The following is a 25,768-nucleotide window of genomic DNA, read 5'->3' as shown; positions in this document are numbered from 1 at the left end:
TTACGCGTCGCCATGATCGTCGTCGAGCCTTCCCGCCCAAATCCTGGGCATTCAGACTCCCACAAACCCCGGACCGAACCAGCGGGGTCACGTCAGTTGGCCCTCGGCGAGTGTGACGAGGGACTTCGAGGAACTACTTGCCGCGCTCGGCCGCTGCGGACAGGTTGCTGCGGATGGCGCAGAACTGTTCGGCTCCGGTGCGGGTTCGTAGGCGGCCAGAGACTTTCTGGCGGAGTTCGATCACGCGGATTTCGTGTTCGCTTGTTGGCGGAACGTGAAAACTGATCGCCGCGCGGCAACTCAAAACGGACCATCTGGTCGGTGACTCTGGCTTTATCCGAGCCAGGGAGGACCGAAGGGATGCTTGCTGTGGAGAATTGGGCTGAGATTCGTCGTTTGCGCCGGCCAGAGGTTATGCCGATTCAGGTGATCGCTCGGGCGATGGGTGTGTCGCGCAACACTGTGAAAGCGGGCCTTGGCCTCGGACGGGCCGCCGAAGTATCAGCGGCCGGTGCAGAAGTCGGTCGTGGACGCGGTCGAACCGAAGATCTGGGAGATGCTGCGTGCTTATCCGACGATGCCGGCGACGGTGATCGCCGAGCGGATCGGCTGGACTCGCTCGGTCAGGGTGCTCTCGGGCCGGGTCGCCGAACTGCGGCCGCCGTATCGGCCGCCGGACCCGGCGTTGAGGACTACCTATGGATCTGTTCGCCGGCTGGTGGACACACATCGGGTGGGTTCGGTGCCCAGAGTTCTGGTGCGGACGGTGCGGGCGCGATCGGACGCTGGCGTGAGGGTCGCAGCGAGCTGACTGCCGAATGCCAGGCGGGGACGTTGGGCACGAACGTACTCATCTGCAGACCCCGCAGATCCTGAGGCCAAATGCATGATCGAACGAGCTCATGACTATCTCGAACGGTCCTTCCTACCGGGCCGGACATTCAGCGGCCCATCAGATTTCAATACTCAACTCGATCATTGGCTGGAGTTGGCGAATCTCGGCCACGTCGTGCGTTGGGGTTGCGCGCCGACCGATCGGATCACTGCGGACCGCCAGGCGATGCCGGGGTTGCCGTCGGTGGCGCCGCAGACCGGGTGGCGGCGGTCAGCGCGACTACCCGACGATCACGACATCCGCTTGGATTCCAACGACTATCCGGTGCATCCGTCGGTGATCGGCCGCCGGATCGAGATCGTTGCGTACCCGAACCGGGTTCGAGCGTTCTCCGGCGGACGGATCGTGGCTGATCACGATCGGATCTGGGCCTGGCGTCAAACCCCGTCCGACCCGAACACCTCGAAGCAGCGAAAGCGTTGCGGCGCGGCCGGATCGGTGTCTTGCGCCAGCACCCGAACCAGCGGTCGAGCAACGCTGCTTAACCGACTACGACACCGCGCTGGGCATCGATGTCGAAGGCGGGGTGGCCTGATGCCCGCCACGACCAGAACCACCACGAAAACATCCATCACAACACGGGACTTCACTGCCGAGCTGAACTTCCTCACCCGAGCCTTGAAAGCGCCATCGCTGCGCGAAGCCGCGCAGCGACGGCCCGAACGCGCCCGCGCCGAGAACTGGACCCACGACGAGCTCCTCATCGCCTGCTGGCAACGAGAGGTCTCCGCCCGCGAATCCCATGGCGGTGAGGGCCGCATCCGCTTGGCCCGCTTCCCCACCGCAAATCCCTCGAGAAGTTCGACTTCGGACACTCCCCCGGGTTGAAACGACACGTGATCGCCCACCTTCGCACCCTCGACTTCGTCACCGCGAAGGACAACGTGGTCTTCCTGAGCCCGCCCGGCACCGGCGAAACCCACCTGGCGATCGGTTTGCGATCCGGGCGTGTCAGGCCGGTCACCGGTCGCGTTCGCCTCCGCCGCCGAATGGGTCTCACGGTGGCCGAGGACCACCACGGCGGCTGGCTACAGGCCGAACTGACCAAACTCGGCCGCCCACCTCGACCCCCGAGCCCAGCACGGCGCAGATAACGTTCCAGGTCGTCGAGCTTGATGCTGCCCGACCACAGATAATCCGGCGGTTGGTGCACATGCTGGTTGTGTGACTCGAGGTTCCCTTCGAATGGTGGACAGAGGTTGTTGATTCACGCCACTCCTGGGTTGCCACAGCGATGAGTTACGTCCACGTTCATCGCACGCATGTCGAGGACGGAAGGCTTGCCGAGCAGGACCGCGCCGCCCAGCGTCTGAAGGGACTGGATGAGGTGGAACTCGAGGTCGGCAGCCGCTAACCGAGGCATTGGGAAGCCAGCGAGTTGCAGCGTCAACTCGCCAGCACGGCCGGGTGATCAGCGCCGGGAAGATGTCCAGGCCAAGCAGCGAACGGCTTGGCCTCCCCTTGTCGATTCGACCCCATCTCGACCTAAGCATCGAACTCTCGTGGCTATTCGTGCCAGAACGGTCACCTTGGTCGCAATGGACGTGATGCTCTCGAGAGCCAGGGACTGGCCAGCTTTCCTTGCTGTTGAAGGGATTTGATCCAGTCTTGAGCGATGTGATGGGGCACGTCGTAGTGTTTGGCGACCTTGGAGATGCTGCCCAGCCGCCAGTAGTTCACGCCAAAATCTGCCGGTGCTCCGGCTCGTTGACGTCGCTGAGGATTTGCCCGCTCATGGGCTCCCGCCGGCTGGTTAGGCGAACCTTCAACCGGTTCGGCCATACCATCCCCGCTGGCCGGCGGCGTGACGGGGTCGCCATCTGTCTCAGCTGGTTGCGGGTTGTTTTCGTCGGTGGAGACTCGCGTGGAAGTCGAGTTGGGTTGCGCAGGCGAACCCGACAGCATAATCGCGGTGCGAACGAGGAGCGGAAAATCAATGTTGGCCAGGGCTTCAGGGACGAATGTCTCGCCGCCGCTTTCGGCGCACACCTCGGTCATTCGCGCACCGGTTGCATCGATCTCGACCGTTGCAGCAGCCACTACAACACCAGTTCGCGTGTTGGAAATCGCGATCGCGTAGCTTTCTGTCATTACCAAGCGGTTCCGTTCGAGATGTCGGTCTAATTATTGTTCGTGGAGCCAGCTTCGACCGGCTGGTCGAGCCTGCGTAAGCGGCCCATCCATCCCTGGGCTGTATGCCGAGGTACGCCGTAATGTTTGGCAACGGCGGCGACCGTGCCCAGCTGTTTGTATGTTGCACGAAGCTCGCTGATATCGGGCATTCTCCGGTAGGCTCGTTCTCCCTTTGAATCCGTGACGCTCGGCCCTGGTGCGGGATTGCCCACCGCAGGGGCTGAAGTCCGTTCGAGCACCATCTGTTCCGAATTCCGCTCAGACGCCGATGCAGGGGGCCCCGCTGATGCGGCGTGAAAACCGGACGGTGTGAACCGGCGGGCCAGAGCGGTCACGATCGCCTCGATATCGATGCCAAGCACGTTCTGGGACGTCAGTCCGGCCGGAGCTGTCGTGTTTATACCAATATCGGTGACGCGTGATGTATCCGACGCGGTGGCGGCGATTCGAATGGTGAGGTGAGGAACGTCACTACTGTCCCTCTCATCACCCACTGGATCGGGGGTGATAACGACAGTGTAGTTACCCATGTGTGATGTAGTCCTTGCAACGGCTTCCAGGTCTAAGGTCTGATGCCTTTGTACGCTAGCATGCACGACTGCGACTGGACCGTCGGTTTGGGACCGCCTTGGACCGTCCCCAGTTCTAGGCCCAAAGCCGCAGTCATGGCCTGCCGACCAATAACACGCAATCTATGCGAATGTTGTTGGGTTGGTATCGTATCGGGTGCTGACCTGGGCGTCTGGAAGGACGATCCCGGCGGGGACGATGTGGTGTCCGGCCAGGGTGAGCAGGGGTCTGGTCTGTTCGACGATGTTGTGAACGGTTTGCTGGTTGACGCCGAACATTGTGCCGACGGCGCGTTGGCGGGTGGCGAACCCTAGGTGTAGCAGGGTGATCGCGGCGCGGTCGTCGAGCGTGAGCAGTGTTTTGCGGCCGGTTCCGGGTGCGGTGCGGCGGGTGCCGCCGCGTCGGGTGTGCAGCTGGGTTCGCGCTGCGCGGGCCGGGTCACGGTGAGTTTCTCGATCAGCGATTCCCATTCCAGCTCGATGAGCCCGGTCAGTACGGGACAGCGCAGCCAGGCCGTTGGGGCGTGCGGGTGCGGGGCACCACAACATCTCTGGAAAATCGGTGATGTTACGGACTAATACTCTGCGAGTCCTCAGCCTGAATCCGTGGGTGGGTTGTTGGGTGGGTTGCGCGCAGACCACTGGGTTGTAGGTAGCCGGTAACCCCGAAAGGCGAGCAGCGCGTGCTGGTCCTGGACCTTCCCGCAGGCGGCCGCCGCCGAACCAAATCGCTGAACCATCGATCGGGTTTGCATCGACCGCCCCGTGACGAACCGCGATTTGCATCATCGCCCATAGGGTTATCTTGTGCTGCTTGGCCTTCCGGCGCAGACCAAGGCAACCAGACGTTTGAGGTGGCGGTCGAGTTCGCCGGCGGTGGCCTGCCAAATCTTAGCGGGGGCGACATATCTCCCAACTCCCCACACATTTCGAATCCGTACCGCTGATAGCGTTGTTCCTCAGGAGTGGCCGGACACTAACGCACGCGGCCTCTGCCAACTCTCATCCATCCACAAGTTACTGTACTGCCGCATTTCTGAGAAACACCTGTTCCATTCTGCTCGACGCCGGCACCATCGCGCAGGTTCAGGGAAGAGATAAAGCGATGATCTGGCCTCTGCCACCCCCACCGGAGTCGAGAAACTACCTGACCTCCTCTCGTTCAGAGCCTTACCATCGCAACCCTGCAACTGCCGAACGCACATATTCCCCATGGCTGGCAAACAGGTTCGAGTAGAGTTGATCGTCTACTTTCACCCATCGTGCTTGTGTCGCGTCGCTGCCGGCGTAGATCCGGATGTCGGCGGCTTCGCTGGGGTTCAGATGGTAGTGAAAGGCTGTGGTTTCCATCCACGCGTTATCCGTGTTTCGGGTGTCATCCACATAGCCTTGGTAAACATTTCGGACTCGTGAAGCATCGATCTGGACACCCTCTACACCGGCTTCTTCACCGAGTTCTCGAACCGCCGATTGCCACGGCAGTTCACCTATATCCACCTTGCCGCCAGGTATAGCCCACTCCCCGGTGTCTTTGCGTTGGATCAGGAGGACTTCCAGACTACCGGGCTGGTCGAACCTGGTGATGATCGGATCGGCGGCCTGCGTCGCGCCCCATTTATCCAGCATTCCGCGCCCACGCAAACCGGTTCTACCACGTGGGTTCAACGGATATCCTTCCGCGTCCCGCTGTACCTGCGCCACTTCATGACTGGAGAAAGTTTCGATCTCCCGAGGATCGTCAGGGTCCGGACGATCCCCTTCTTTACGGTGTCGAGTGTTACCTCGCGGCACATCGATAAAAAGAGGATTGTATCCGGGAGAATCAACAACCCAAGCGGATTCATCCGGTGGAACCGGAACTCGCCGAAGATCGACGATTCCCCTTTCTACCCTTGCCATCTCCAGGAGCATTTTGTTGATTGTCCTGTCCGGAAGCGGATCGTTTTTGCTCCCCAGGGTTGGTGTCCGGGAAAGACCGGGACCTTGTGTCGCAGACAGCTCGTACTCCCCGGTCGCGCGGAATGGTCCACCGATGCCATAATCGGCAGCATCGAACGTATCAGCAGCACCCCGCGCTGGATCGCTGCCGGCGTCTCGGTACTTGCCCGTCACGGCCTCACCAACTTTCAGGATCCTTCCTGACAGAAGCTCACGAAATCTCCTCCAGGCATCGCCTACTGCCCTACTGAAGACCACGTCGAAGCCCACCTGGAAGGCGTATGGGAGAGCCGTCGAACCCGACTATGTCAATATTTCTCTGTATCAACATCTTCAGAGCAAACGACATATCGATGTCGGGCGCGGACCTGCTGCTGGCATTACGATGACCGGATTTATCGCGCGCGTCATGATCTTCGCCGGGTTCTTTGCCTCACCTGTCGCCGTGCCGACCAATTCGACTCCGCCGTAGCCGAACATCACGCGTGTAGCGGTCGTGACCAGCGGCAGGACCCCGGTCGGGAACAAGCCACCACTGCGCGAAATCACAGAGAGCCCCGTTGGCAGATCGTGGATGTCGAACTGGCCGACCAGGATGATGGCCCCGACAACGAGGAAGGCCACCAACGCGATCACCTGCACCAGCGCGGCCCAGAACTCGAGCACGCCGAACCACCGCACCGATACCATTTTGTTGCTCAGCATGACCGCCAACGCGATCAGGTCGATCCCCCACTGCGGAACGCTCTGGAACACCGTCCAATTGCGGGCATAGGTGGCGATCGTTGTAGCGTCGGTTATCCCGGTCATCGACCAGAGGAGGAAGTACATCCATCCCACCACGTAGACGAACTTCTCGCCGTGGGATTCACGAGGGTCGTGTGCGAATGCCCTTGACGAGGGCCGGTGCGGCACAAGTTCACCGAACGCCCGCAGAATAGAGAAGACAAATACTCCACAGACCCCGTTCACGAGAAACAGTCCCGGTCCCGCGGCTGCTAGCTGCCTCCCGGCACCAAGGGACAGGCCGGTGCCAATGGCACCACCGGTCGCAATCATCAGCAGTTGCCGCGACGTAAGGGCTCTGTGATACCACCGTCCTCCGCTTGCGAAGCGGCTTTTATATGCGTATATCGGATGCGACGAGATATGGTCATGAGTTGGGCTTTCGCGGGAGAAATTTTGATCGAACATCTGATCGCAAGCGAGGAAGGATTGCATTACGGTTCGCCGAGATCGGCCGGAAACGAGGGTCACCGGGATGACGGTGTTATCGACCGCTACTCGTACCTAAGCGGCAACCATGTCGTTCGCATACTTATCGGCCCGGCTAAGATGCCGACGTCGAACTGGCCTTGCGACGTCCTGCAGAGCATAGATTGGACTCACTGCCGCTCTGGTAACTCAGGCCTAGGCGCCGCAAGAGCAGTAGCGGGATCACTCGCTCGGTCCTGCTCTGATACATGGTGAGATCGGCAGATTCGGCGATAAGCCTCGACCAGAGTTCCGCGCGTGGGGTGCCCACCAACTCCTCGGCCCGCGCCGGGAACCTCTCGATACCCACCTCGACCGTGATCGTCGGATTGGCCTCGAGGTTGTAATACCACATCGGGTGTGTCGGCGATCCGCCGTTGGACGCGACGATCGCGAAGTCGCCCTCGTTTTGGGCGAAGTAAGCGAGCGGTGTGACGCGTTCGATCCCGGATTTGGCACCGATGTGGTGGATCAGGATCAGTGGGGTGCCTGCTAACACCCCGCCGACCCGGCCGCGGTTCGCGCGAAACGCCTCGACGGTCCGGCGATCGAAGTCAGTCACGGCCGATCTCATAAACAAGGCCGAGGCGGCCGCCCGGCAGTTGCTCGACATTGCGCAGTTCGACCACGCAACGTTTTTCCGACGTCGCGAAGAGCCCCGTGCCTTGGCCCGCGATCAGCGGGTAAACGATCAGCCGCAGTTCATCCACGAGCCCGGCGTCGATGGCACTGGCCGTGATGGCGGCTCCACCCATCAGGTAGATGTCTTTGCCGCGGTCCAACTTGAGCGCCGCGATCTCGTCTAGGCCGCGCAGGAATTTTGTGTTCGGCCATTTGGCCGAGGTCAGGGTGTTCGACACCACGTAGTGTGGGGTCCGGCGAGCGACCTGCGCCCATTCGATCTCTCCTGGCGTGGGCACGCTGCCGCTCTGCGGATGGACTTCATCGGGCTGGTTCTGGATCGTGGTCCAGTATTGCTCGTATCCGGGGTACATCCGGCCGCCGAGCACGCACGCGTCCACCTGTGATGTCAGGTCGTAGTCGTCCGACCAGCCGTCCACCCAGTCCGCGTATCCCTGCGAGCCCTCGATCTTCCCGTCGATCGAGAGTTTCATGGCTGCGATTAGTTTGCGCATTGCTGTTCTCTCCCAATATGTTTCGGTCAACTGCCGATTCGCGCGGCGTATTCGACACGCAGCTCGGTCATGACGTCGTCGAAGTGCGGCGGTGTGCGGTCGCCCAGTCGGTCGACGAGCAGGTTCAGATGCGCATGCCAGCCTGCGCTGTAGATGACGAGACCGTCACGGTCGGCGATGCGGCGGTGGGTGAGCACGAGCCGGACCCGGTCGCCGACCGGGGTCAGCTCGAACGTGACATCGGAACCGTCGTTCCAGGTGTAGGACAGCAACCGCGGAGGCTCCCACGCCAATACCGTGCCCTCGATCAGATGTTCATCGACCGTGCCGCGCGGGTAACCGGTAAGTTCCGCATTGCGGAACACATGTTCCACCGCGCCGCCGACTCGCGGCTCGACGCCGCCCGCCGCCAGCCAGGTCTTGCGCTTGTCCGGCTCGGTCAGAAATTCCCAGACCCGCTCGATCGGGCCACGCATTTCACGTTCGATACGAATCGTATCCGGGGTGACCAGGGTGCAGTATTCGCTCATTGCTCTTCCTTTTCGAGGTCGTCGGCCTCGAGGGCCGCTTCGAGTGCGTCGATCTGCTCATTCCAGAACTGCTGGTAGTAGCGCATCCACGCGACACCGTCGCGCAGCGGTGCCGCGTCCAGCACACAGGTATGAGTGCGTCCATGAACGAACCGTCGCACCATGCCCGCGCGTTCGAGCACTTTGATGTGCTTGGACGCCGCTGCCAGCGACATCGAGAACGGCGCCGCCAGCTCGCCCACCGAGCGCTCCCCACCCGCGAGGAGGCTCAGCATTTCTCGGCGAGTCGGATCGGACAATGCGTGGAAGATCGCGTCCAGTCGTTCCGACGAATTCTCAACCACGAGGTTGAATATCCCCGAACGCCGCCCGATTGTCAACCATTGGGTTGAATGTCCCGGGCTAGGGCTAGGTGTGATGTCCAGGGAGGTGGCTCGGGTTCGTGGCGACACCCTGCGTGTCAGGGTGCGATGAGTCCACTGGTTCACAGCCGATCAACCTGACGCAGGACGAGAGATGGATCGACGTTTTCATGACCAGTACGAGGGCCTCGGAGGGTCGGGGGCGAGGATGGCGGGCTGAGCACAGGAATCACCTGCGCACCACCAACCCGATCGAGTCGACCTTTGCCACCGTGCGGTTGCGGACCAAGGCCAACCAAGGGACCGGGCTCGCGCGCGGCCGGGCTCGCGATGGACTACGGACAGATCGCGGCCGCCCAAACATGCTGGTGCGCGGTCAACGCCCCGCGCCTCGTCGCGCTGGTCCGTAACGGCGCGGTCTTCCATAAGGGCAAACTGCTGGAACGCACCGTCGACATCACGACATCCCAGCCGGCCAGCACAACCGAAATCGCGGTCGCCCGACCAAGCATTCCACAGCGAAATCGGGCAGGAACACGCGAAACCGAGTCGGTCATTGGATAACAAAGTCATCCGGATACTCCAGGAACTCACAAAGACGCTGATTGATACGCTCGGCCGGGGAGCCAGGCCGCACGCCGAATTTCTCGAACGTCTCGCCACAACAGCCAGCCAGGCGGCAAAAAGACTTGATGAGAACAATATTCGAGCGGCAGGTGAGATCATCAATGCCACCGAGCCCGAATCGGTGCGGCCGACGCGCCTGTCCGGTACACCTTCTCATTCCGCGATTAGTGATGTCCCCGATGGACTGCCGTCAGAATATCTGGACCTGAGACTGGACGGAGTCGGACCCGCTACTGTCGGACCTGTGCGTGCGACGGCCGGGCCTGGGGCCACTCGCGCGCATGTGCTGGCATCGCGCGTTGCCTTCCACGATCTTCCGGGGGCCGCAGAGCACCTCGATGATTTCCTACTGGGCCACTTGGGCCCGCGGAAGATTGTGGACTGGTCCCACCTGGCCGCGGCGGGCGCGCCAGGCCTGCTGGTAGCGCGCGGCCGAAAATACGATCGCGGGATTCATCTGGTTCACGACGCGCGACGATGGCGCCGGGGCAGTGAAGGCGTGGTACGTGCACCCGAACTGGCACAGCACCGGAGTCGGCCGTGACCTGATGCAGACGGCGCTCCACCGGTTGGGAACGTCGCTGTCTATACTCAAACAACCGTGGGCACCACGGCGGTCGAACGTTGTCAGCGGTACGGATTCGAAATGTATGGGGAATGGGGAGATAATCCGCCACTGTCGCAAAGTGCGGGGCTGCGTGCACCACAGCTGGCGTTGAAACTCTCTTCAAGAGCGGCCGGACAGTAATGCGCCCGATTTGACGATCCACTGGTGATCGAGTCGCAGTACGCGAAGGTGAAGGACGGCCGCCGGCGGTCGGGGACCGACAGGTTTCAACTCCACCAAAGCCTCGGGCCGCCTCGGGCGGATTTACTCTTCGACCCCCCGACCACCAAAGGTGAACTGTATGGCTCTGTCGTACATCATATCGACGTCAACCGTAAATCCGTCTCCTGATGGGCATGAGCACTGGGTAGCAATCCAATGTGGTAAGGGTTCATCGAACGCGAACTCGAGTCCAAGAGGATTGGGTTGGCTGTCAAACAGCCTGAGATTGCTCCGCAAACGTTCTTCCATCGCTGGCCGATCGAGCGTTTCATCTCCCTGTCGCCATAGAACAACAGATCCTACAGATTTCCACAATCCCTCTACCCCGACTTCGAGGAGCGCGGGTTCGGCGCTGAACAGCGTTGCGTGAATGTGTTGTCGTGCGCGCTCGATGACATCGAACAGTGACAGTCGCTCTGGGCCTGAAATATCCTCGAGACATCGCACGATGGCACTTGTCCGGGTCTCTGTACCCATCCCGTTGAGCCGAACACCAAGAAAAGCGATGCCGGTGTCTTTCGGCTCGAAGAACACCTCGAACGCCACGTCGTCAGCTGAGTCGATGAATGAGCGCACGGTGCTATCCGCAACCGAAAGGTCTTTCGGTCCAATGATGAGAGCGAGTTCCCAATTTCCATTGAGAGCAATCTTGAGATGAGCGGCTGGACCGACAGAAGCGGAGAGCTGATGGATACGCATGTTCATCGTTGTACCAGCGGATCGTAGAACCTCATACCTCCGTCTAGCGATTTCGTTCTCGCGAGTCAACAGGGCCGCTTGGGCAACCGCGACGACCTCGACGACGCCGTTACCCCCGTCGGAAACAGTCCACCCATCACCAAGCTGGCCAACCTCCCTGGACATTACACTCAGGGCTAGAGCGACACCCATATCCGTAGTGCCGTGCCAGGCTCCAGCAGAGCCAGGATGGTTCAGCCGCCTACGAACGACGACCTGGTTTTGTCATCAATGACAAGTCCTACCGACAACAGTAGAGGCACTCATGTGCGAAACGCAGACTACGATTGCGTGGTGTGGTGATAAGGAATCGCCCCCGCGTCGATAAATTGCCCGCAACCACTGCGGACTTCGTCGGTCGTGATCGCGAGCTGGAGGTGATCAATACCCTGTTGTTGGGTTCGGCCCGCCTGGTCACGGTGACCGGGCCGGGTGGGATCGGCAAAACCCGGTTGGCGGCCGAGGCGGTACACCGGTTCGGTAAGACCAAGAGGGTACCCGTACCCGTGTTCTGGGTGCGGTTGGCGCGGCTGGTCAAAGACGCCGATGTGGCGGCGATCGAGGAAGAGATCGCGCGTTCGGTGGTCGAAGACGATTTCTCTGTGCGGTCGGCGTGGGAGCTGCTGATCGACACCTTCACCCACACCAACGCCGCGGGATGCAGCCGGCGGTGTGTGTTGGTGCTCGACAACTGCGAGCACGTCCTCACTGGTATCGCTACCATGATCACGGAACTGCTCGATGCCGTCCCAGAACTGACCATCATGGCGACCAGCCGTGAGGCGATCGACTGGGTCGGCGAGCACCGGGTCACCGTCCCGCCTCTGACCAGCCAGCATGCGATGACCATGTTTCGTCGCCGCGCCGAACTGATCGGCCACCCCATCACCGGCCAAGACCAAACCGTCACCGCTGCCGAGATCTGCCGCCACGTGCACAACCACCCCTTGTATATCCAGTTGGCGGCCGCGCGGCTGCGTCACCACCCACCGGCGGTGATCCTGCGCGGGCTCACCGGCCGAGCCGACGACAGACGACTGCGCTGGTCCACTGGTCCCCGCTTTGGGGCCGATCCGCGGCATCGCGGGGTCAGCGATGTCATCGCCTGGTCGTATGAGCTGTGTAGCGACACCGAACGCCTGCTGTTCGACCGGATGGCGGTCTTCGCCGCCGGCCATGACACGAACCTCGACAACGGTGGCAGGGTTGCTGCGGAGGTGGGAGCGGATCTGGAAGCGGTCGAGGATGTTTGTGCCGACGACCGTGAATCCGGGCACGACGAGCATCCCGCGCCCTGGTCCGCTGGTGTGCGGGTGGTTCTGGCCAGGCAGGAGATCGAGGGCCTGCTCGAGCGACTTGTCGATCAATCGCTGGTGACCGTGCACATTACATCAACCACGGTGCGGTATTCACTGCTGGAAAGCATGCGGGTATTCGCCCAGCAACGGCTCCACGAGCGTTCCACCAGCGAGGTGGATGAATCGGCCCGGATGGCCGCTCGCCACCGCCGCTACTACCGTGACAAAGTCCTGTACGCATCGGCTCACTGGTTCGGTCCCGCCGAGAAGCAACTGTTGGATTGGGCGCGCGCCGAATGGGACAACCTGCTGACCGCGATCGAGTCCAGCCTCACCGCCCCCGACGAAGCCGCGCTGGGATTGCAAATCTGCTGTGGGCTGATCGCGTTCCGCGTCCACCTCTACAAAGGCGCGTTGCGGGAGATCCGCAGTTGGACCGAACGCGCCCTGGCGGCCACCCGCACCCAGATCCCGCAACCTATCGAACTGCAAATACATGCCGCGGCCCAGCTCGTGTTCATTGCCCTATGCCAAGCGCGGCACGAGGACGCCGAACGGATGCTCGAGAACTGCTTCGCTCTGTGCCACACAGACGCCGGGAACGATTGGCGACAACACCCCGACATCGACACCGGCCTGCCTGCTCCCGCCGAATTCGCCTGGGGCATGGAACTACTCCAGGTTCACAGCGACCCACGAGCCGTCACCGTCTTGACCCGCGCCTGCGACAAAGCCCACCGCCTCGGTGACGACGGCGCCGCGATAATGTGTGAAATGTTGGCCGCGATGGCCGCGAGCCTGCTCGGAACACGGCAGCAGGCCCTCGACCTGGCCCGCCGCCACCTCGACCACGCCACCAGGTCCAAGGCGCCATTCGTGAAATCGTGGGCCGAAATGGTCTGGGCGATGACCCTCACCAAACATGGCAACCCCACCGAAGCACTCACCTTCGGACGTACCGCGCTGGCACCGCTACTCGCCGCGCGTGACCCATGGAGCGCGTTGTGGGCGGTGGAGATCCGGATCTGGTCGATTGCGCAGGTCATCACCAGCGCGAGCGCTGCTACAAACCCCGACCGGAGCGCTCTCGCCGCCCTGGCCACCGAGGCTGCTCAACTCACCGGGGGGACTAGAACGTTGAGCGCCAAAATCGGCGTCGACCTCGAGAAAATGGGAGCCCTCGGCCCCGAAATCACCACAGCGATCGGCATCGCACGCCGGGTACTCGGCGACAAAGCCTTCGCCGTCGCCGAAACCCAGGGCTCCCGGCTGCGTCCCGAACTAGCCGAGGTTCAACAACTCGCCCTGGGCACACTCACCATCGAAGAAACACCGAAAAACGACATCAGCGACAACGAACCCGCCTCACGCTGGCAGGAACTGACCACCACGGAGCAACAAGTCGCGACCCTGGCCGCAGCCGGATGGACCAACACCGCAATCGCCGCCCGACGCGGCAAATCCACTAGGACCATCGACGCACAGATCACCGCGATCCTGCAGAAACTGGCCATCACCACCCGCGACGACATCATGAAACACATCCCCCGACACGTCATCGACACAGTCCGTATCGAATCCACCCGCCGACCACACCGAACCAGCAAAACAACACGACAACACACGCCCCGAGCAGCCCAATGATGCAAACAATGTCGTAATGGGGTGTCGTCACAGACATTCTGACGTGCCACGGAATTCGTAGAGGTCATCCCGAAAGGGCTCGTCTGAGGATTTCCTCGACGACCTCACTCTTGGCGTTCGCGTAGTGCTGCACGAATTTCCAGTCACTCAGGCATTTTATGGCGCACCAGGATAGATCGAGCGAATTTGAACCTGTGTCAAGCGGTCGCAGGTTCAAATCCTGTCAGCTCGACAGCATAAACCAATTCCGGCCTGGGCCGGAATGGGTTTCCGGTTCCAGTACCGTTGCATGCCCGTTCCGGCGTACCAGCTCCCTCAACTCTCATAGCCGAACGCGGATGATCGTTTTCCCACTGCTCCGCTCCGTCTGGTTGAAGGCAGCGACAGCATCGTCGAGGGCCGCGACTTGACCGATGTGCGTCCGCAGCCTTCCGTCCCCCACCCTGCGGGCGATCTCACCCAGTTGCACGCGATCGGACACGACAACGAAGTCGACCGCCAGACCGCCGGCCGGCCGTACCTCGGGCGGACCGGCGACAGTCACGAGCGTTCCTCCGGCGCGAACCAGACCCGCGGACCGCCTGCCGATGGCGCCGCCGAAGACATCGAACACCAGATCGACACCGCCAACATCTTCCAGCGCGTCGTTGTCGAGGTCGACGAACTCCTGCGCGCCGAAGTCGAGCGCCGTCTGACGGTGCGCGGCGCGCCCGGTACCGATGACGTAGGCGCCGGCCTCGCGTGCGAGCTGTGTCGCCATCGAACCGACTGCGCCGGCCGCGCCGTGCACGAGGACGCTCTGCCCCGCCTGAAGACGTCCATGATCGAACAGCCCCTGCCACGCGGTCAGGCCTGTCATCGCGACGCTCGCGCCCACCGTGAAGTCGACGTCGCCCGGCAGTGGTGCAAGATTGCGCGCCTCGACCACGACATACTCCGCCAGCGTGCCGTCACGAGTCCAGTCCGTAAGGCCGAACACCCGCTGTCCCACCGACAACCCCGTTGCTCCATAGCTGAGAGCGGTGACCACCCCGGCCACCTCGTGTCCGGGGATCGACGGCGTCCGGTCGCGGCCGAGGCGATCGATCCAGGTCGACGGCCACTCCAGCTCATTCCCGGTGAATCCCGACGCATGAACTTCAACGACGACATCGCCGTAGTTCGCACCCTCGAGACCGGCGAGCCACGCCGCGTCCGGCTCGGGCCGCTCCACCAGTGTCATCCCCGCTGTTCCTGCGGCTGGGTCCGTCACCACGATCGCTTTCATCCGACTACCTCTCTGTGTGACACTCCTCGTTTAGCCCCGTTTCGATGTATCGGGATCTTCGTTGTCTCCACGACCTGGGCGAACCCGGTTGATCGTCTTGTCTTTGCCCTTCGGTCGATTGAAGGCGGTGACAACTTCGCCGGGTGGGCGAGGGCCGACTTTCGTCGGCGGCCGACAACCCGAACTCGCTGGACGACTCGAACGGCGTATGCACACTGGACGGCTATGTCAGGTCGTTCTCGAACGCGGCAATCTGCTTCTCGCCGTCCGCTCCCCTTGCGCCTGCGTGCTGGGGGTAGGCGCCGGAACCCGGATGAACCTTGTCGATGAGATCGAGGTACTGCGGGTGGCGGGCAATAAACGCACCCACGACTGGGCAGATAACGGTGATCTTCTTCCCGCTCTCGCGAATTTCATCCAGCACGTGAGCGACGAGCTCCGCTGCTACCCGATTGCGGCGGTAGGCGGGGTCGACCCAGGTTGTCAACAACACGACGCGGCCGCCGACGAACCGATATGAGAGCTCAGCGATCGCTTCAGCACCGAGGGTCGCGAACCAGCGACCTCGCTCCGCGTCATTGATGACATCGAACTCCCAGCTCGACTCCACTTCGCTGAGACCTGTCGCGTCCAGAGAAGCGATGAGTGCCGCGTTGTTCGCTTCACGGGTGGCCGCCTCGGCCTCGATATTGATCGTCACTGTCACACTTTCTGTCGGGGGAGCCCAGAGGTTGGGATAGGACCGTGTGAACCCTCGGTCACTCCCCGTGTTCAGGGTCGATGAGGTCGACGTACCCGACGTTGCACTCGATGAAGGTGCGCACGATCGGACACATGATGAATGACCGTCTTTCCTTGCGCGCGCACATTATCGAGGACGTTTCGGGTCAGCTCGGTGGCGATGCCGTGTCCGCGGAACTCGGCGAACACTGAGGTGGCCAGCAGCACGGGTCGGTCGTCGCCGGCAACGTTGGAGGGCAGGCCGACCACCTTCGCGTCCCCGACGATGGCCTCGTAGATGCCGGTTTTCTCATCGTTGTCGACGGCGAGGTCAAAGGCGGGGGCATGGGAATCATCGATTACCCCGCCGATGCGGACAGCCTGATCCCGACCGAGGGAGCCTACCCCGTAGGGGTATTCAGCCTCGTCGGGTACTCGAACGCGTAGCGGGTCGGCTCGGTTGGATCGGTCATGGCGTGTTCTCCGCTGATCGCTCATCCGGGGGGCGTGTCCTTACGGACGAACGCGGATGATCGTCTTGCCCTTGACCCGCTCGGTCGGGTTGAACGCGGAAACGGCGTCATCGAGGTTCGCGACCTGGCTGATGTTCGTGCGCAGACGTCCGTCCCGGACCCGCTGGACTACCTCACCCAGCTGTGTGCGATCGGCCTCGACGACGAAATCAACCGCCAGGCCGTCCTTCGGCTGCACCTCAGGTGGGCCGGCGATAGTCACCAACATCCCTCCCTCTCGAACCAGACGCGCCGACCGCCTCCCGATGTCGCCACCGATCACGTCGAAAACCAGATCGACTCCATTGACGTCTTCGAGCGCATCGTTGTCCAGATCGACGAACTCCTGCGCGCCGAAGTCGAGTGCCGTCTGCCGGTCGGCAGCGCGTCCGGTACCGATGACGTGGGCGCCGGCCTCGCGAGCCAGCTGCGTCACCACCGAGCCGACGCCACCAGCCGCGCCGTGCACGAGAACGCTCTGCCCCACATGGAACCGGCCGTGCACGAACAACCCCTGCCACGCGGTCATGCCCGAGATCGGCAGGCTCGCACCCACCGTGAAGTCGACATCGCCCGGCAGCGGCGCGAGGTTACGCGCCTCGATGGCCACGTACTCCGCTAAGGTACCGTCGCGCGTCCAGTCCGCGAGCCCGAACACCCGCTGTCCCACCGACAGCCCCCTCGTGCCATAGCCGAGAGCACTGACCACGCCGGCCACCTCGTGGCCGGGGATCGACGGTGTGCGGTCACGGCCGAGACGATCGGTCCAAGTTCCGGGCCACGTCAGTTCACCCGGGGTGAATCCCGACGCGTGAACCTCAACGAGGACGTCGTTCCCTGCGGCTTCCGGTTTTGGACGCTCGGCCAGCGTCATCCCGGCCGTTCCTGAGGCCTCATCCGTCACCACAATCGCCTTCATCTGACACCTCCCTACATCCAGTCTTTGCCTGCGCGACATGTACCGTCCGGTCCAAACTGGACGATCCAGCAGACCGCTGCGATCTCGAATCGGCCTGCTACATTCTTACCGCAAAAGGGACGATATAGTCCAGTGTGCCCGACCGGAAGCGCTACCGCACGATGGCAGGTGGTCGTGTGCGCTAGTCGGCCAGACCATCGAACACCCTGACCCGATTGATCGAATCAGATCGACAACTCGGGACCGTCAAGGCGAGTGCACGCTTGCCGAACGGAGCCTCGATATCCAAAATTGGACTGAATCGTCCTGTTGTGTCACAGTCAACGGATGGACTGAACTCATCAAGCCAACCACCCACCACAAGAACGGAGCATGGGCGAACGGCCGCACAACCAAATGCTCCGATGCGGTACCGCCCACAACACCGACTAAAGCGGTCAGCCACGGCGAGAAGTCCACTCCGGTAAGTCCAAGTCGGTGACCGCAGCATTATTTTACTACGTTCAGTTCGGACGAATGACAAGTCAGTCGCTTTCCGCACTTACAGTCGCCCGACAAAAGACTCAGGTCGAGACGGAAGCCGCGGGGCAGCCTCCCTGCGTGGACCGCTCATCGCCGACGGCGTCGGCGATGCCACATACGATCGGCAATCCCAGTCCGGCCTCGGCGGGCCAGGTAGGTTGCCCAGAACATGTGGGCACCATCCGTTCACGGTGCCATTCGAGAGGAATCGAACAATGATGCGCCGCTCTGGTGCGGAGTAATCGGCGCCGGACCCGGCGTGGCAGCACCCTGTTCACCGTTATCGTCGTGCGCAACCCGCACACCGACACGACCAGCCAGCCAGCCAGCCAACCCGTTGAGTAATCGGGACAACTCACCGTCACCGCCGGATGTCACTCGACGCCGACCAGGGCGCCGATCATCCGTCCGCGTCCGTCGGCCGCCGCGCGGGTCGCACGCTGCTTCTTCCTCAACCCATGGGAGTTCGGCGACTGGTGAACTCGAACCGAATCTCAGACGAGGGTCACAGCCCCATCTGTGGCTGGGTCGGGCGTGGACTCAACGAGCGGAAAGGCTCTCGATATACGTAAGCGCCATGTCGATTGACGTTGCCATCGGTGTGACATCGCGCGCGGTCTGGGCCAGCATGTACCCACCCTGGAGGGCGCCCACGAGCCCGGTCGCGAGCTGGTCTATCGGCGCCTCGGGCGGAAGCGCGCCACGGTCTTGGAGCCTGCGCAACACGCCGGCCAGGAGTCCCTGCCATTCGTTGAAAAGTTGAGACAAGGCCCGACGGGCGACATCGTCGTGATCGGAGACCCCGGAGGCCAGTGAGCCGAGCGCACAGCCGTAGGCGCCATGTCGTACCGCGTTGTTCTGTACCAACGCATCCCGCCAGCGTCGCAGGCCTGGAATCGTCGAGACATGGGCGAGAGCATCGCGTTCACGCTCGATGACCTGCTCTCCGATATGGTCGACGACGGCCCGTACGAGCGCGTCCTTGCCAGCGAAGTGGTGGTACAGCTGCGACTTGCTCACTCCACTCGCCGCTATCACGTCGTCGAGCGTGGTAGTCCCGACTCCCTGGATGTACATCAGGTTGGCCGCTGCGGCGACGATCCGTAGCCGCGTCTTCGCACCGCGGGCGGTCAGGCGCCTGCCGTTGGGTGAGTCAGCGGTCGTCATCACGGGCCCATCCTACTTATCGGGCTCCTCCTTCCCGTCCTTGCGAGGCTGTTTGTCAATCCCCTTGAAGTGTGGAGTGTCATTAATGCGGCCTCGTCTTGTGAGCAGGCCGCCCAGCCGGGGCACGGACTGGCCATGTGGGTCTCGTCGTCGATCGGCGACAGCCGCCGTCCAGCGAGTGCCGCCGGGTCGGGTTGTAGCGTCCGGTGATCCAAGTGACGATCTTCAACCGAGCCTCGGATCGGTGCGGAACCGGTGCCAGTGCAGAAATCCACTTTCAGCGTGGAGTTGAATGCCTCAGCAGGACTGTTTGTCGAGACAGAGCCGACCCGCTCATCGACGGCACGACGCCTAGCGTGCGGCAGAGCCGGTCGAAAACCGCGGCTGCGTGTTCGCTGCCGCGGTCGGAATCACCCCGTCGATTACCGCAGCGCCGCGGCAATTCGCAGTGCAGCGCACGTCAATTCGGTGTCGTGATGGGCGTTTGTGGCGTAGCCGAGCAGCCGCCGGGAGAACCGGTCCGCTACCGAGGCCAGACGCAGCTGGCCCTCGTCGGCCGGTACCTCGGTCACATCGCCGCACCACAGCACATCGGGGGGCCGCGGTGAACTGGCACCGCACCAGATCCGGTGCCACCGGCCGCTCGCCGGGCGTGGCCAGACTGCGTCTACATTCGATTTTCCGTGCCGCCCAATTGCTTTCACCATAATCGCCGGGGTGGTGTTGTCAGACACCTGGCAGCCGGCCGCCCGCAACTCGAGGCCGATGCGTGGGCTGCCGTAGGTTTCGGAGACCACCCGGATCGCGTCGGTCAGCTGCGCGCGGAGCCGCCGCTGCGGCGCAGGCGGGCGGTCGCGCCATTGGTAGAACCACGACTGGCTCACGTCCAGAGCGCGCCAGGTCACGCCGTGTGGGACGCCGTGTTCGGTCTTCCGGGAGGCGATGCACCGGGCGATGCTCACTCGGTCGATCCTTCACCCACCCGGCCACCGATCGCTCGAATACATCACGCTCCATCGCCATCTCGGCGTTCTTACGCCGAAGCCGTTGCAACTCTTCGCGTTCGGACTCGCTCAACCCGCCACCGGTCTCGCTCGGCCGGCGCTGCTGCCGGTCACGTGACACCCACGTCGTCAGTGTCCCCTCGATGACCCTCGACTCGCGGGCGACCTCGGCGATCGGACGCCCAGGCTCCCGCACCGATCCGGATCGCCCCTTCACGGAAGAACTTGCGTCTCTTCTCCGCTAGTCGGGTAAAGCCGGCGCATCACTGCGCCGTCCTTCCCTCAGGACCGTGCGTACTTCAGCCGTTCACAACGGTGTGGATGTTTAGACGAAGGTGAATAGCCGGTCGGCTTCGAATCGCGAAATCGGGCTGCCGTAGGCCTTTGCCGGGTCGGGGTAGCCGAGAGCCAGCAGCACTGTCGTGGTGTGACCGGTTTCGCGGATCTTGAAAGCCTTGTCAACGCTGGTCGGGTCGAATCCTTCGAGCGGCGTGGCGTCGACGCCGAGCTCAGCGGCTGCCATCATGGTCATTCCCAGCGCCATGTAGGTCTGCTTTTCCATCCAGTGGTTCAGGTCCTTGTACCCGTAGTTGCGCAGGTTGAGGAAGTCGCGGGTCATGAACTGCCACAGCGCGCGCTTTGCCGGGTCGGGGAACCGACCGTCGGCGTCCTCCTTGTTGAACACCTCTTCGAGGTGGCTGTCGGGCACATCTGCTCGGGTGGTCAGGATGACGGTGTGCGACGCGTTCAGGATCTTCTCGCTGTTGTCTTGAAATCGTTCGCCCAGGTTGTCCGCGAGCTGCTTTTTGCCTTCGGCCGTAGCGAGGACGTAGAAGTGGTTGGGCTGGATGTTCACCGATGTCGGTGTGGACCGTAGGAAGCTCAACAGCTGTTGAAGGGTTTCTTCCGGGATGGTCTTACTGGCGTCGAAGGCCCTGGTGAGGTGCTGGCTCATGAGCTTGTCGAGATTCATGTCAATCTGCCTTCTTCTTGCGATCAGTAGGTGAGGGGCGGTGGTCCGAGGTTTGGGCTAGTTCTTCCCGCGGGCAATTAGTTCGCTGATACGCTCAAAGCTCACACCTGCTGTCGCCGATGCGATGTCACCCGCGACGAGCGCCTCGATGGTTTGTTCGAGTGCCCCCATCGCGTTGGCATAGAGCAATGGCCCCAGGCTGATGCGTTTGACACCGGCCTTCTGTAGTTCAGCGACAGTCAGCACCTTGTCCGCGGGTGACACCAGGACGTTGACCGGTGTCGGCGCGACCGCGGTGACGATCGCGTCGAGTGCGTCGAGGTCGGGTGGGAATGGCGCGTAGAGCACATCCGCGCCGACCTCAGCGAAGGCCGTCAGACGCCGGATGGTGTCGTCGAGATCGGTCCGCCCCTGGATGAAGTTATCGGTGCGGCCGGTGATGGCGATGCGCCCCTTGGCCGCGTCGACGGCGCTGCGTACGCGACTGACAGCCTCGTCGAAATCGCGGATGGGTTGATCGGGGTTACCCGAGGTGTCCTCGAGTCCGATACCGGCCAAGCCGAAATCGACGGCGGCTTTGACGGTCGACGCGACGTCTTCAGGCGTGTCGCCGTAACCGTCCTCGAAGTCTCCGTTGACGGGCAGCCCGGTGAGCCGGGCGAGCAGTCCCGCATGCTCGAGATGCTCGCCACGGGTGACTTCGTGACGTCCGACCGACCGACCGAGCGTGGCGGCGAGCGCCGCCGATGATGTCGCGATCGCCTCGAAACCGGCATCGGCCAGCATCAGCGCCGAGAGACCGTCCCAGGCGTTCGGCATGACCAGGCCACCATCACGGGTGTGCAGCGCCATGAATTTCTCATAAAGTTCGGAGCCCGGCATAGTGCACCTTTCCTGCGTGATCGTGTGGGGCCGTGAAGGGTTTACCGGACTGTGTGCGCCGCCTTGACCGAGTCCCGACGATCAACTGGGCGTAGCGGCCGTGTTGACAGCAGGGATGTCGATGTCGGTCTGGTTGACGTTGTTGATGAAGTTGGTGAGCAGGGCTTGCACTGCGACCGTGACAATCGCCAAGATCTGCGAGTCGGTGTACCCGGCGTCTCGCACAGCCGCGAGGTCGGCGTCGCTGACCACCCCGCGACTCTCGACCACCCGCTGAGCAAAGCGAGTGACTGCCGCGCGCTTGGGGTCGACCGAGCTCCCGGCGCGGCTGAGTTCGATGTCATCGCTCGACATACCGCCGAATTTGGACGATATATATGAGTGCATTGCCAGGCAGTAGCCGCAACCGTTGGCTTCCGACACGGCCAGCGCGATGCTGTGCCGGGTCTTCGCGTCCAGAACCCGACTCGAGGTGCCCTGCAGGGTCGTGACGACCTCGAGAACAGTCGGGTTCGACGCGATGGTCTTGAACATGTTCGGGACAAAGCCGAGCTGCGCGCCCACATTGTCGAGGATCTGCTTCGCGCCGGCGGGGACGTCCTCCAGAGGGGGAACGTTCAGTCGTGACACAGCGAATCAACCTCCGGTGTGGGAGTAGTAGTCGTCGTCGAGCCCAAGTCGGGCTCTGAGTGCTCCAGAATTCCGCCGGAGGCATTTACGGCCCTAGCCTGGCCGGTGGCGTGGGTTGCGCCTGCAATACGAGGGGTGGCTCCGTCGGCACCAAGTTCCGGAACTCTTCGCGCAGGAACACCGACAATGGACTATACAGACCAATGTCTTTTACGCAAGCCATGGCCAAGACCAGCCGAGTCGGCCACACTTGGACGTGAGCAGCCCAATGTCGCACTGGATCAGCAAACTCGCAGTTCAGCGCCATTCAATGCCACGTCATGCGTCATCGAGCCGACCAGAACGGCGAGTTCGAGGCATGCCTCGAGCCAGCCCGCTCGGGGAGGTCCGATTGGACATTCGATGGACGAATTAGTCCAATTATGAGGAGAGGACGGCGGTCCCCGCGGACCCCATCTCACACCGCCCGGCCTACATGCTCACTGTGGTGCCACAACTGCTCCAGCCGAGTCTCCGCCTGGCGATAGATGTCACCGCGGTTGTGACGAACCCGCCGGCCGAGTTGCGCGAGTGAACAACATGCCCGAGGGAGACACCTTGCTCGAACCAATGGCATACGACGCACGCCTCAGGCCTGGAGACCCCTTCACAGATCGTTGATTCGGCAGCCAAACTGCAGTACTTCGCCAAGGGCGTGAACGCCACCACCTTCGATGACGTCCGGCTGGCCAGCAGCACCAGTAAGCCTCAGTTGTACAACCACTTCGACGACAAACTTGCGCTGATCCACACAGTGATCGACGTACACCTCGCCTGCGAGGAACCGCGCCCGCGCGGCGCGAAGACCCTCCCCGGTCCGCGCTGCTGGCGTGACCCCTGGTACAGGCCAACTCACCGCAATGCGGCTCCTACGGGCGCGCGCTGGGCGTGATGTGGATCGAGCTGTCTGGCGGGGATGAGGTCTCACCGAGCGCTCGACACATCATTCGACGCCGACGCCTGGCGGCGAATGCTCGGCGAAACGCCGACCCTGGCTCCGATACGGGTCTGCTGGCTGCCCTACAGGGTGGTTACGTGTCCTGCACAGAACGATCACAGCTCCGAGCCGATGGCCGTAGCGCTGGACATGGCCCTGGATCACAGGGAATATTCGCTCGCAGCTGAGCCACGCTCGCCCTCATCTCCGGCTTGGTCGAGCACTCACCGCGCACTACGGGTCCTCGGGGCAGGCCGTAACACAGCTGTCTCCCTTGCCGTCGTATTCGATTCCTATCCGATTCCGCTCGCGGCCCCCATAATGGAAATGTAGTCCCCTTGGGGTCGGCTTCGTGTCCATCTAATGAATGGGGCAGGTCCATGGGAATCATTTCGCGAGGCTTTCACGGCCGGGTGCGCCCAACGGATGTGAAACTCCCTCCCGGGCAATATCTCACCGACGACTTTCCAGTGCTGTCGGCCGGTCCCACGCCGAGCATCGCACGGGAGGACTGGGAGTTCACCATCACGACCGAGAGCGGGACACGCCACAGCTGGACGTGGCGAGACCTGCTGTCGCAGCCGAGCGAGCGGCCAACTGTAGACCTGCACTGCGTGACGAAATGGTCGAAGCTGAGCACCGGCTGGCAAGGGGTGTCGCTGGACACGCTGTTCGCCGGGGTGAAGACGGCGGCCGATTTCGCGCTCGTCCGCTCGTACGGCGACTACACGACGAATCTGCCGCTGGAGGACCTGCTGAACGGCAACGCGTGGATCGCCTACCAGTACGAAGGCGAGGACCTGGCTCCGGTGCACGGCGGCCCTGCGCGGCTGCTGGTGCCGCATCTCTACCTGTGGAAGTCGGCCAAGTGGGTGAACGGGATCCAACTGCTGACCGAGGACGAGCCGGGGTTTTGGGAGAGCGCTGGCTACCACGACTACGGTGACCCGTGGCGCGAGCAGCGATACCAGGGCGACTGAAGGCTCCCCTGACTTGGCAGGCCGCCCGGCTGGTCGGTCTGCGTGACGAGACGCGTTCGGCCCGCACGTTGATCTTCGATGTGCCCGGCTGGTCCGGACACCTGGCCGGTCAGCACGTGGACGTGCGGCTGACTGCCGAGGATGGCTACAGTACCCAGCGCAGTTACTCGCTAACCTCGGCACCCGACAGCGACCGGATCGAGCTGACGGTGCAGCGTGTGGCCGACGGGGAGGCCTCGCCGTATCTGGCCGGTGTGATGGAGATCGGTGATCTGGTGGAGATCCGGGGGCCGGTCGGCGGCTGGTTCGTCTGGCGCCCGACCGACATCCGACCGGTGCTGCTGGCGGGCGGCGGATCGGGGATCGCCCCGCTGATGGCCATGATCCGCACGCGCCGCAGCCTCGGCAGCCGCACCCCCTTCCGGCTGATCTACTCGGTCCGCACCTCCGAGGACCGGTACTACGCCTCCGAACTGCGCACCCCGCAGCCCGGTGACGGCGGCCTGGAGGTCACTCACCTCTACACCCGGCACACGCCTGAGGGCTGGCCGAGACCCGCCAAGCGCTTGCAACTCGCGGACCTGCAGACCTATGGCTGGCCACCCGAGCTCGAGCCGGTCTGTTTTGTCTGCGGGCCAACCGGCTTCGTCGAGACCGCCGCGGCCCAGCTGGTGGCCCTGGGCCACAACCCCCGCCAGATCAGAACCGAACGCTTCGGCCCCACAGGAGACTGACATGGACCGACCGGACACCGCAGAGTACGAGGACGGCAACGCTCTCGCTGGCGCCTTCAGCGAACTGTTCACTGCAGATGTCACCACGGCCTCGGGGCGCTGTGCCGACTGCGGGCACACGGCCCTCGTCGCCGATCTGCGCGTGTACACGCACGCCCCGGGCCTGGTGGCCCGCTGCCCGAACTGCGATACGGTGATCCTCCGGTACGTACGGGCCCCCGACGCCGCATGGCTGGACCTGCGTGGCACGGTCCACCTGCGCGTCCCGCTGCCACCCGCATGAAGCCGCCACCCGCGGTTTACTACCACCTCGAGGATGGCAGCACCTGGGCTAGGTTCGATATCGACGTGCTGATGGGGTTGCGCCGCACAGTAGTGCCACTCCATCAGCATGTTCATCCAGGCTTCCGTGAGACCGTCTTCGTCCCACAGTGCGCCCGGGTATCGGATTGACGTCCATGCGAATCCGTCGATGCCGCTGATCGCGGCCCGGATCGAGGGATTCATCAGCACTCGATTGTCGCGGCGT

The 25,768-nt window shown here is 62.8% G+C and carries 26 protein-coding genes and 4 pseudogenes; 10 read left to right on the top strand and 20 right to left on the bottom strand.

Annotation, left to right across the window (positions count from 1 at the left end; translation table 11 throughout):
- The first annotated feature begins 360 nt into the window (after positions 1-360).
- A pseudogene (locus AB0C34_RS23740) lies at positions 361-1,430 on the top strand (IS21 family transposase).
- A pseudogene (locus tag AB0C34_RS23735) lies at positions 1,430-1,959 on the top strand (ATP-binding protein); the annotation flags it as partial. The pseudogenes AB0C34_RS23740 and AB0C34_RS23735, both read left to right, overlap by 1 nt.
- A gap of 460 nt (positions 1,960-2,419) precedes the next feature.
- Here the strand turns inward: AB0C34_RS23735 and AB0C34_RS23730 are convergent.
- The 9 genes and pseudogenes from AB0C34_RS23730 to AB0C34_RS23690 all read right to left on the bottom strand — a co-directional run bounded on the left by AB0C34_RS23730 (position 2,420) and on the right by AB0C34_RS23690 (position 8,799).
- Complete coding sequence (locus tag AB0C34_RS23730; RefSeq protein ID WP_357076848.1) at positions 2,420-2,986, bottom strand: hypothetical protein; 567 nt, start codon at positions 2,984-2,986, stop codon at positions 2,420-2,422.
- A gap of 29 nt (positions 2,987-3,015) precedes the next feature.
- The gene (locus tag AB0C34_RS23725; RefSeq protein WP_357076845.1) at positions 3,016-3,558 is read right to left on the bottom strand and encodes a hypothetical protein; all 543 of its coding nucleotides are present in this window, start codon (positions 3,556-3,558) and stop codon (positions 3,016-3,018) included.
- A 162-nt stretch (positions 3,559-3,720) separates the two neighbouring features.
- The gene (locus AB0C34_RS23720) at positions 3,721-4,068 is read right to left on the bottom strand and encodes a hypothetical protein (protein ID WP_357076842.1); all 348 of its coding nucleotides are present in this window, start codon (positions 4,066-4,068) and stop codon (positions 3,721-3,723) included.
- 699 nt (positions 4,069-4,767) lie between these two features.
- Positions 4,768-5,709: an NUDIX domain-containing protein gene (locus AB0C34_RS23715; RefSeq protein WP_357076839.1), complete on the bottom strand. Its 942-nt coding sequence runs from the start codon at positions 5,707-5,709 to the stop codon at positions 4,768-4,770.
- Positions 5,710-5,919: 210 nt separating this feature from the next.
- Positions 5,920-6,669 (bottom strand): annotated as a pseudogene (locus AB0C34_RS23710) (amino acid permease); the annotation flags it as partial.
- 196 nt (positions 6,670-6,865) lie between these two features.
- On the bottom strand, positions 6,866-7,351 hold the full coding sequence (locus tag AB0C34_RS23705; RefSeq protein WP_357076836.1) for a nitroreductase family deazaflavin-dependent oxidoreductase: 486 nt from the start codon (positions 7,349-7,351) through the stop codon (positions 6,866-6,868).
- Positions 7,344-7,925 (bottom strand): dihydrofolate reductase family protein, encoded by a 582-nt coding sequence (locus AB0C34_RS23700; protein WP_357076833.1) that lies wholly within the window; start codon positions 7,923-7,925, stop codon positions 7,344-7,346. Before AB0C34_RS23700 ends, AB0C34_RS23705 begins: the two co-directional genes overlap by 8 nt.
- Positions 7,926-7,951: 26 nt before the next feature.
- Positions 7,952-8,455 carry an SRPBCC family protein gene (locus AB0C34_RS23695; RefSeq protein WP_357076830.1) on the bottom strand — a complete coding sequence of 168 codons (504 nt, stop codon included), beginning with the start codon at positions 8,453-8,455 and terminating at the stop codon, positions 7,952-7,954.
- Positions 8,452-8,799, bottom strand: a complete 348-nt coding sequence (locus tag AB0C34_RS23690; protein WP_357076827.1) for a metalloregulator ArsR/SmtB family transcription factor — start codon at positions 8,797-8,799, stop codon at positions 8,452-8,454. Before AB0C34_RS23690 ends, AB0C34_RS23695 begins: the two co-directional genes overlap by 4 nt.
- A gap of 227 nt (positions 8,800-9,026) precedes the next feature.
- Here AB0C34_RS23690 and AB0C34_RS23685 point away from each other — a divergent pair.
- The 3 genes and pseudogenes from AB0C34_RS23685 to AB0C34_RS23675 form a co-directional block, all read left to right on the top strand.
- Positions 9,027-9,381 (top strand): annotated as a pseudogene (locus AB0C34_RS23685) (hypothetical protein); the annotation flags it as partial.
- Positions 9,374-9,988, top strand: a complete 615-nt coding sequence (locus AB0C34_RS23680) for a hypothetical protein (protein WP_357076879.1) — start codon at positions 9,374-9,376, stop codon at positions 9,986-9,988. The pseudogene AB0C34_RS23685 and the gene AB0C34_RS23680, both read left to right, overlap by 8 nt.
- Complete coding sequence (locus AB0C34_RS23675; RefSeq protein ID WP_357076824.1) at positions 9,936-10,163, top strand: hypothetical protein; 228 nt, start codon at positions 9,936-9,938, stop codon at positions 10,161-10,163. The genes AB0C34_RS23680 and AB0C34_RS23675 overlap by 53 nt, the downstream gene beginning before the upstream one ends.
- A gap of 152 nt (positions 10,164-10,315) precedes the next feature.
- Here AB0C34_RS23675 and AB0C34_RS23670 read toward each other — a convergent pair whose 3' ends face one another.
- Positions 10,316-10,978: a hypothetical protein gene (locus AB0C34_RS23670; protein WP_357076821.1), complete on the bottom strand. Its 663-nt coding sequence runs from the start codon at positions 10,976-10,978 to the stop codon at positions 10,316-10,318.
- Between the two features lie 329 nt (positions 10,979-11,307).
- Here AB0C34_RS23670 and AB0C34_RS23665 point away from each other — a divergent pair, with 329 nt between their 5' ends.
- A complete protein-coding gene (locus tag AB0C34_RS23665; protein WP_357076818.1) occupies positions 11,308-13,953 on the top strand; it encodes an AAA family ATPase in 2,646 nt (881 codons plus the stop codon).
- 322 nt (positions 13,954-14,275) lie between these two features.
- Here AB0C34_RS23665 and AB0C34_RS23660 read toward each other — a convergent pair whose 3' ends face one another.
- From AB0C34_RS23660 to AB0C34_RS23615, 10 genes are all read right to left on the bottom strand, one after another.
- Positions 14,276-15,220 (bottom strand): NADP-dependent oxidoreductase, encoded by a 945-nt coding sequence (locus AB0C34_RS23660; protein WP_357076816.1) that lies wholly within the window; start codon positions 15,218-15,220, stop codon positions 14,276-14,278.
- Positions 15,221-15,443: 223 nt separating this feature from the next.
- A complete protein-coding gene (locus AB0C34_RS23655; protein ID WP_357076813.1) occupies positions 15,444-15,920 on the bottom strand; it encodes a GNAT family N-acetyltransferase in 477 nt (158 codons plus the stop codon).
- A 71-nt stretch (positions 15,921-15,991) separates the two neighbouring features.
- Positions 15,992-16,438: an N-acetyltransferase gene (locus tag AB0C34_RS23650; protein ID WP_357076810.1), complete on the bottom strand. Its 447-nt coding sequence runs from the start codon at positions 16,436-16,438 to the stop codon at positions 15,992-15,994.
- A 15-nt stretch (positions 16,439-16,453) separates the two neighbouring features.
- On the bottom strand, positions 16,454-17,371 hold the full coding sequence (locus AB0C34_RS23645) for an NADP-dependent oxidoreductase (RefSeq protein ID WP_357076807.1): 918 nt from the start codon (positions 17,369-17,371) through the stop codon (positions 16,454-16,456).
- 1,062 nt (positions 17,372-18,433) lie between these two features.
- Positions 18,434-19,060 (bottom strand): TetR/AcrR family transcriptional regulator, encoded by a 627-nt coding sequence (locus AB0C34_RS23640; RefSeq protein WP_357076870.1) that lies wholly within the window; start codon positions 19,058-19,060, stop codon positions 18,434-18,436.
- A 422-nt stretch (positions 19,061-19,482) separates the two neighbouring features.
- Complete coding sequence (locus tag AB0C34_RS23635) at positions 19,483-20,022, bottom strand: DDE-type integrase/transposase/recombinase (RefSeq protein WP_357076805.1); 540 nt, start codon at positions 20,020-20,022, stop codon at positions 19,483-19,485.
- 367 nt (positions 20,023-20,389) lie between these two features.
- Positions 20,390-21,037 carry a nitroreductase family protein gene (locus tag AB0C34_RS23630; RefSeq protein ID WP_357076802.1) on the bottom strand — a complete coding sequence of 216 codons (648 nt, stop codon included), beginning with the start codon at positions 21,035-21,037 and terminating at the stop codon, positions 20,390-20,392.
- A gap of 57 nt (positions 21,038-21,094) precedes the next feature.
- On the bottom strand, positions 21,095-21,919 hold the full coding sequence (locus tag AB0C34_RS23625; protein ID WP_357076799.1) for an isocitrate lyase/phosphoenolpyruvate mutase family protein: 825 nt from the start codon (positions 21,917-21,919) through the stop codon (positions 21,095-21,097).
- Positions 21,920-22,000: 81 nt separating this feature from the next.
- Positions 22,001-22,549, bottom strand: coding sequence for a carboxymuconolactone decarboxylase family protein (locus AB0C34_RS23620; RefSeq protein ID WP_357076796.1), 549 nt, complete (start codon positions 22,547-22,549; stop codon positions 22,001-22,003).
- A gap of 646 nt (positions 22,550-23,195) precedes the next feature.
- The gene (locus tag AB0C34_RS23615; RefSeq protein WP_357076876.1) at positions 23,196-23,339 is read right to left on the bottom strand and encodes a hypothetical protein; all 144 of its coding nucleotides are present in this window, start codon (positions 23,337-23,339) and stop codon (positions 23,196-23,198) included.
- Here AB0C34_RS23615 and AB0C34_RS23610 point away from each other — a divergent pair.
- From AB0C34_RS23610 to AB0C34_RS23595, 4 genes are all read left to right on the top strand, one after another.
- Entirely contained in the window at positions 23,274-23,480 is a 207-nt protein-coding gene (locus AB0C34_RS23610; protein ID WP_357076866.1) for a hypothetical protein, read from the top strand. The two genes, AB0C34_RS23615 and AB0C34_RS23610, sit on opposite strands and share 66 nt — an antisense overlap.
- Positions 23,481-23,905: 425 nt before the next feature.
- Positions 23,906-24,505: a molybdopterin-dependent oxidoreductase gene (locus tag AB0C34_RS23605; RefSeq protein WP_357076793.1), complete on the top strand. Its 600-nt coding sequence runs from the start codon at positions 23,906-23,908 to the stop codon at positions 24,503-24,505.
- Entirely contained in the window at positions 24,475-25,239 is a 765-nt protein-coding gene (locus AB0C34_RS23600; RefSeq protein WP_357076790.1) for a ferredoxin reductase, read from the top strand. Before AB0C34_RS23605 ends, AB0C34_RS23600 begins: the two co-directional genes overlap by 31 nt.
- Position 25,240: 1 nt before the next feature.
- Complete coding sequence (locus tag AB0C34_RS23595; RefSeq protein ID WP_357076787.1) at positions 25,241-25,522, top strand: DUF6510 family protein; 282 nt, start codon at positions 25,241-25,243, stop codon at positions 25,520-25,522.
- Positions 25,523-25,768: the final 246 nt, after the last annotated feature.

It is taken from the genome of Nocardia sp. NPDC049220 (assembly GCF_040647855.1).
GTDB lineage: Bacteria > Actinomycetota > Actinomycetes > Mycobacteriales > Mycobacteriaceae > Nocardia.
This window is presented reverse-complemented; position numbering and strand designations above follow the sequence as displayed.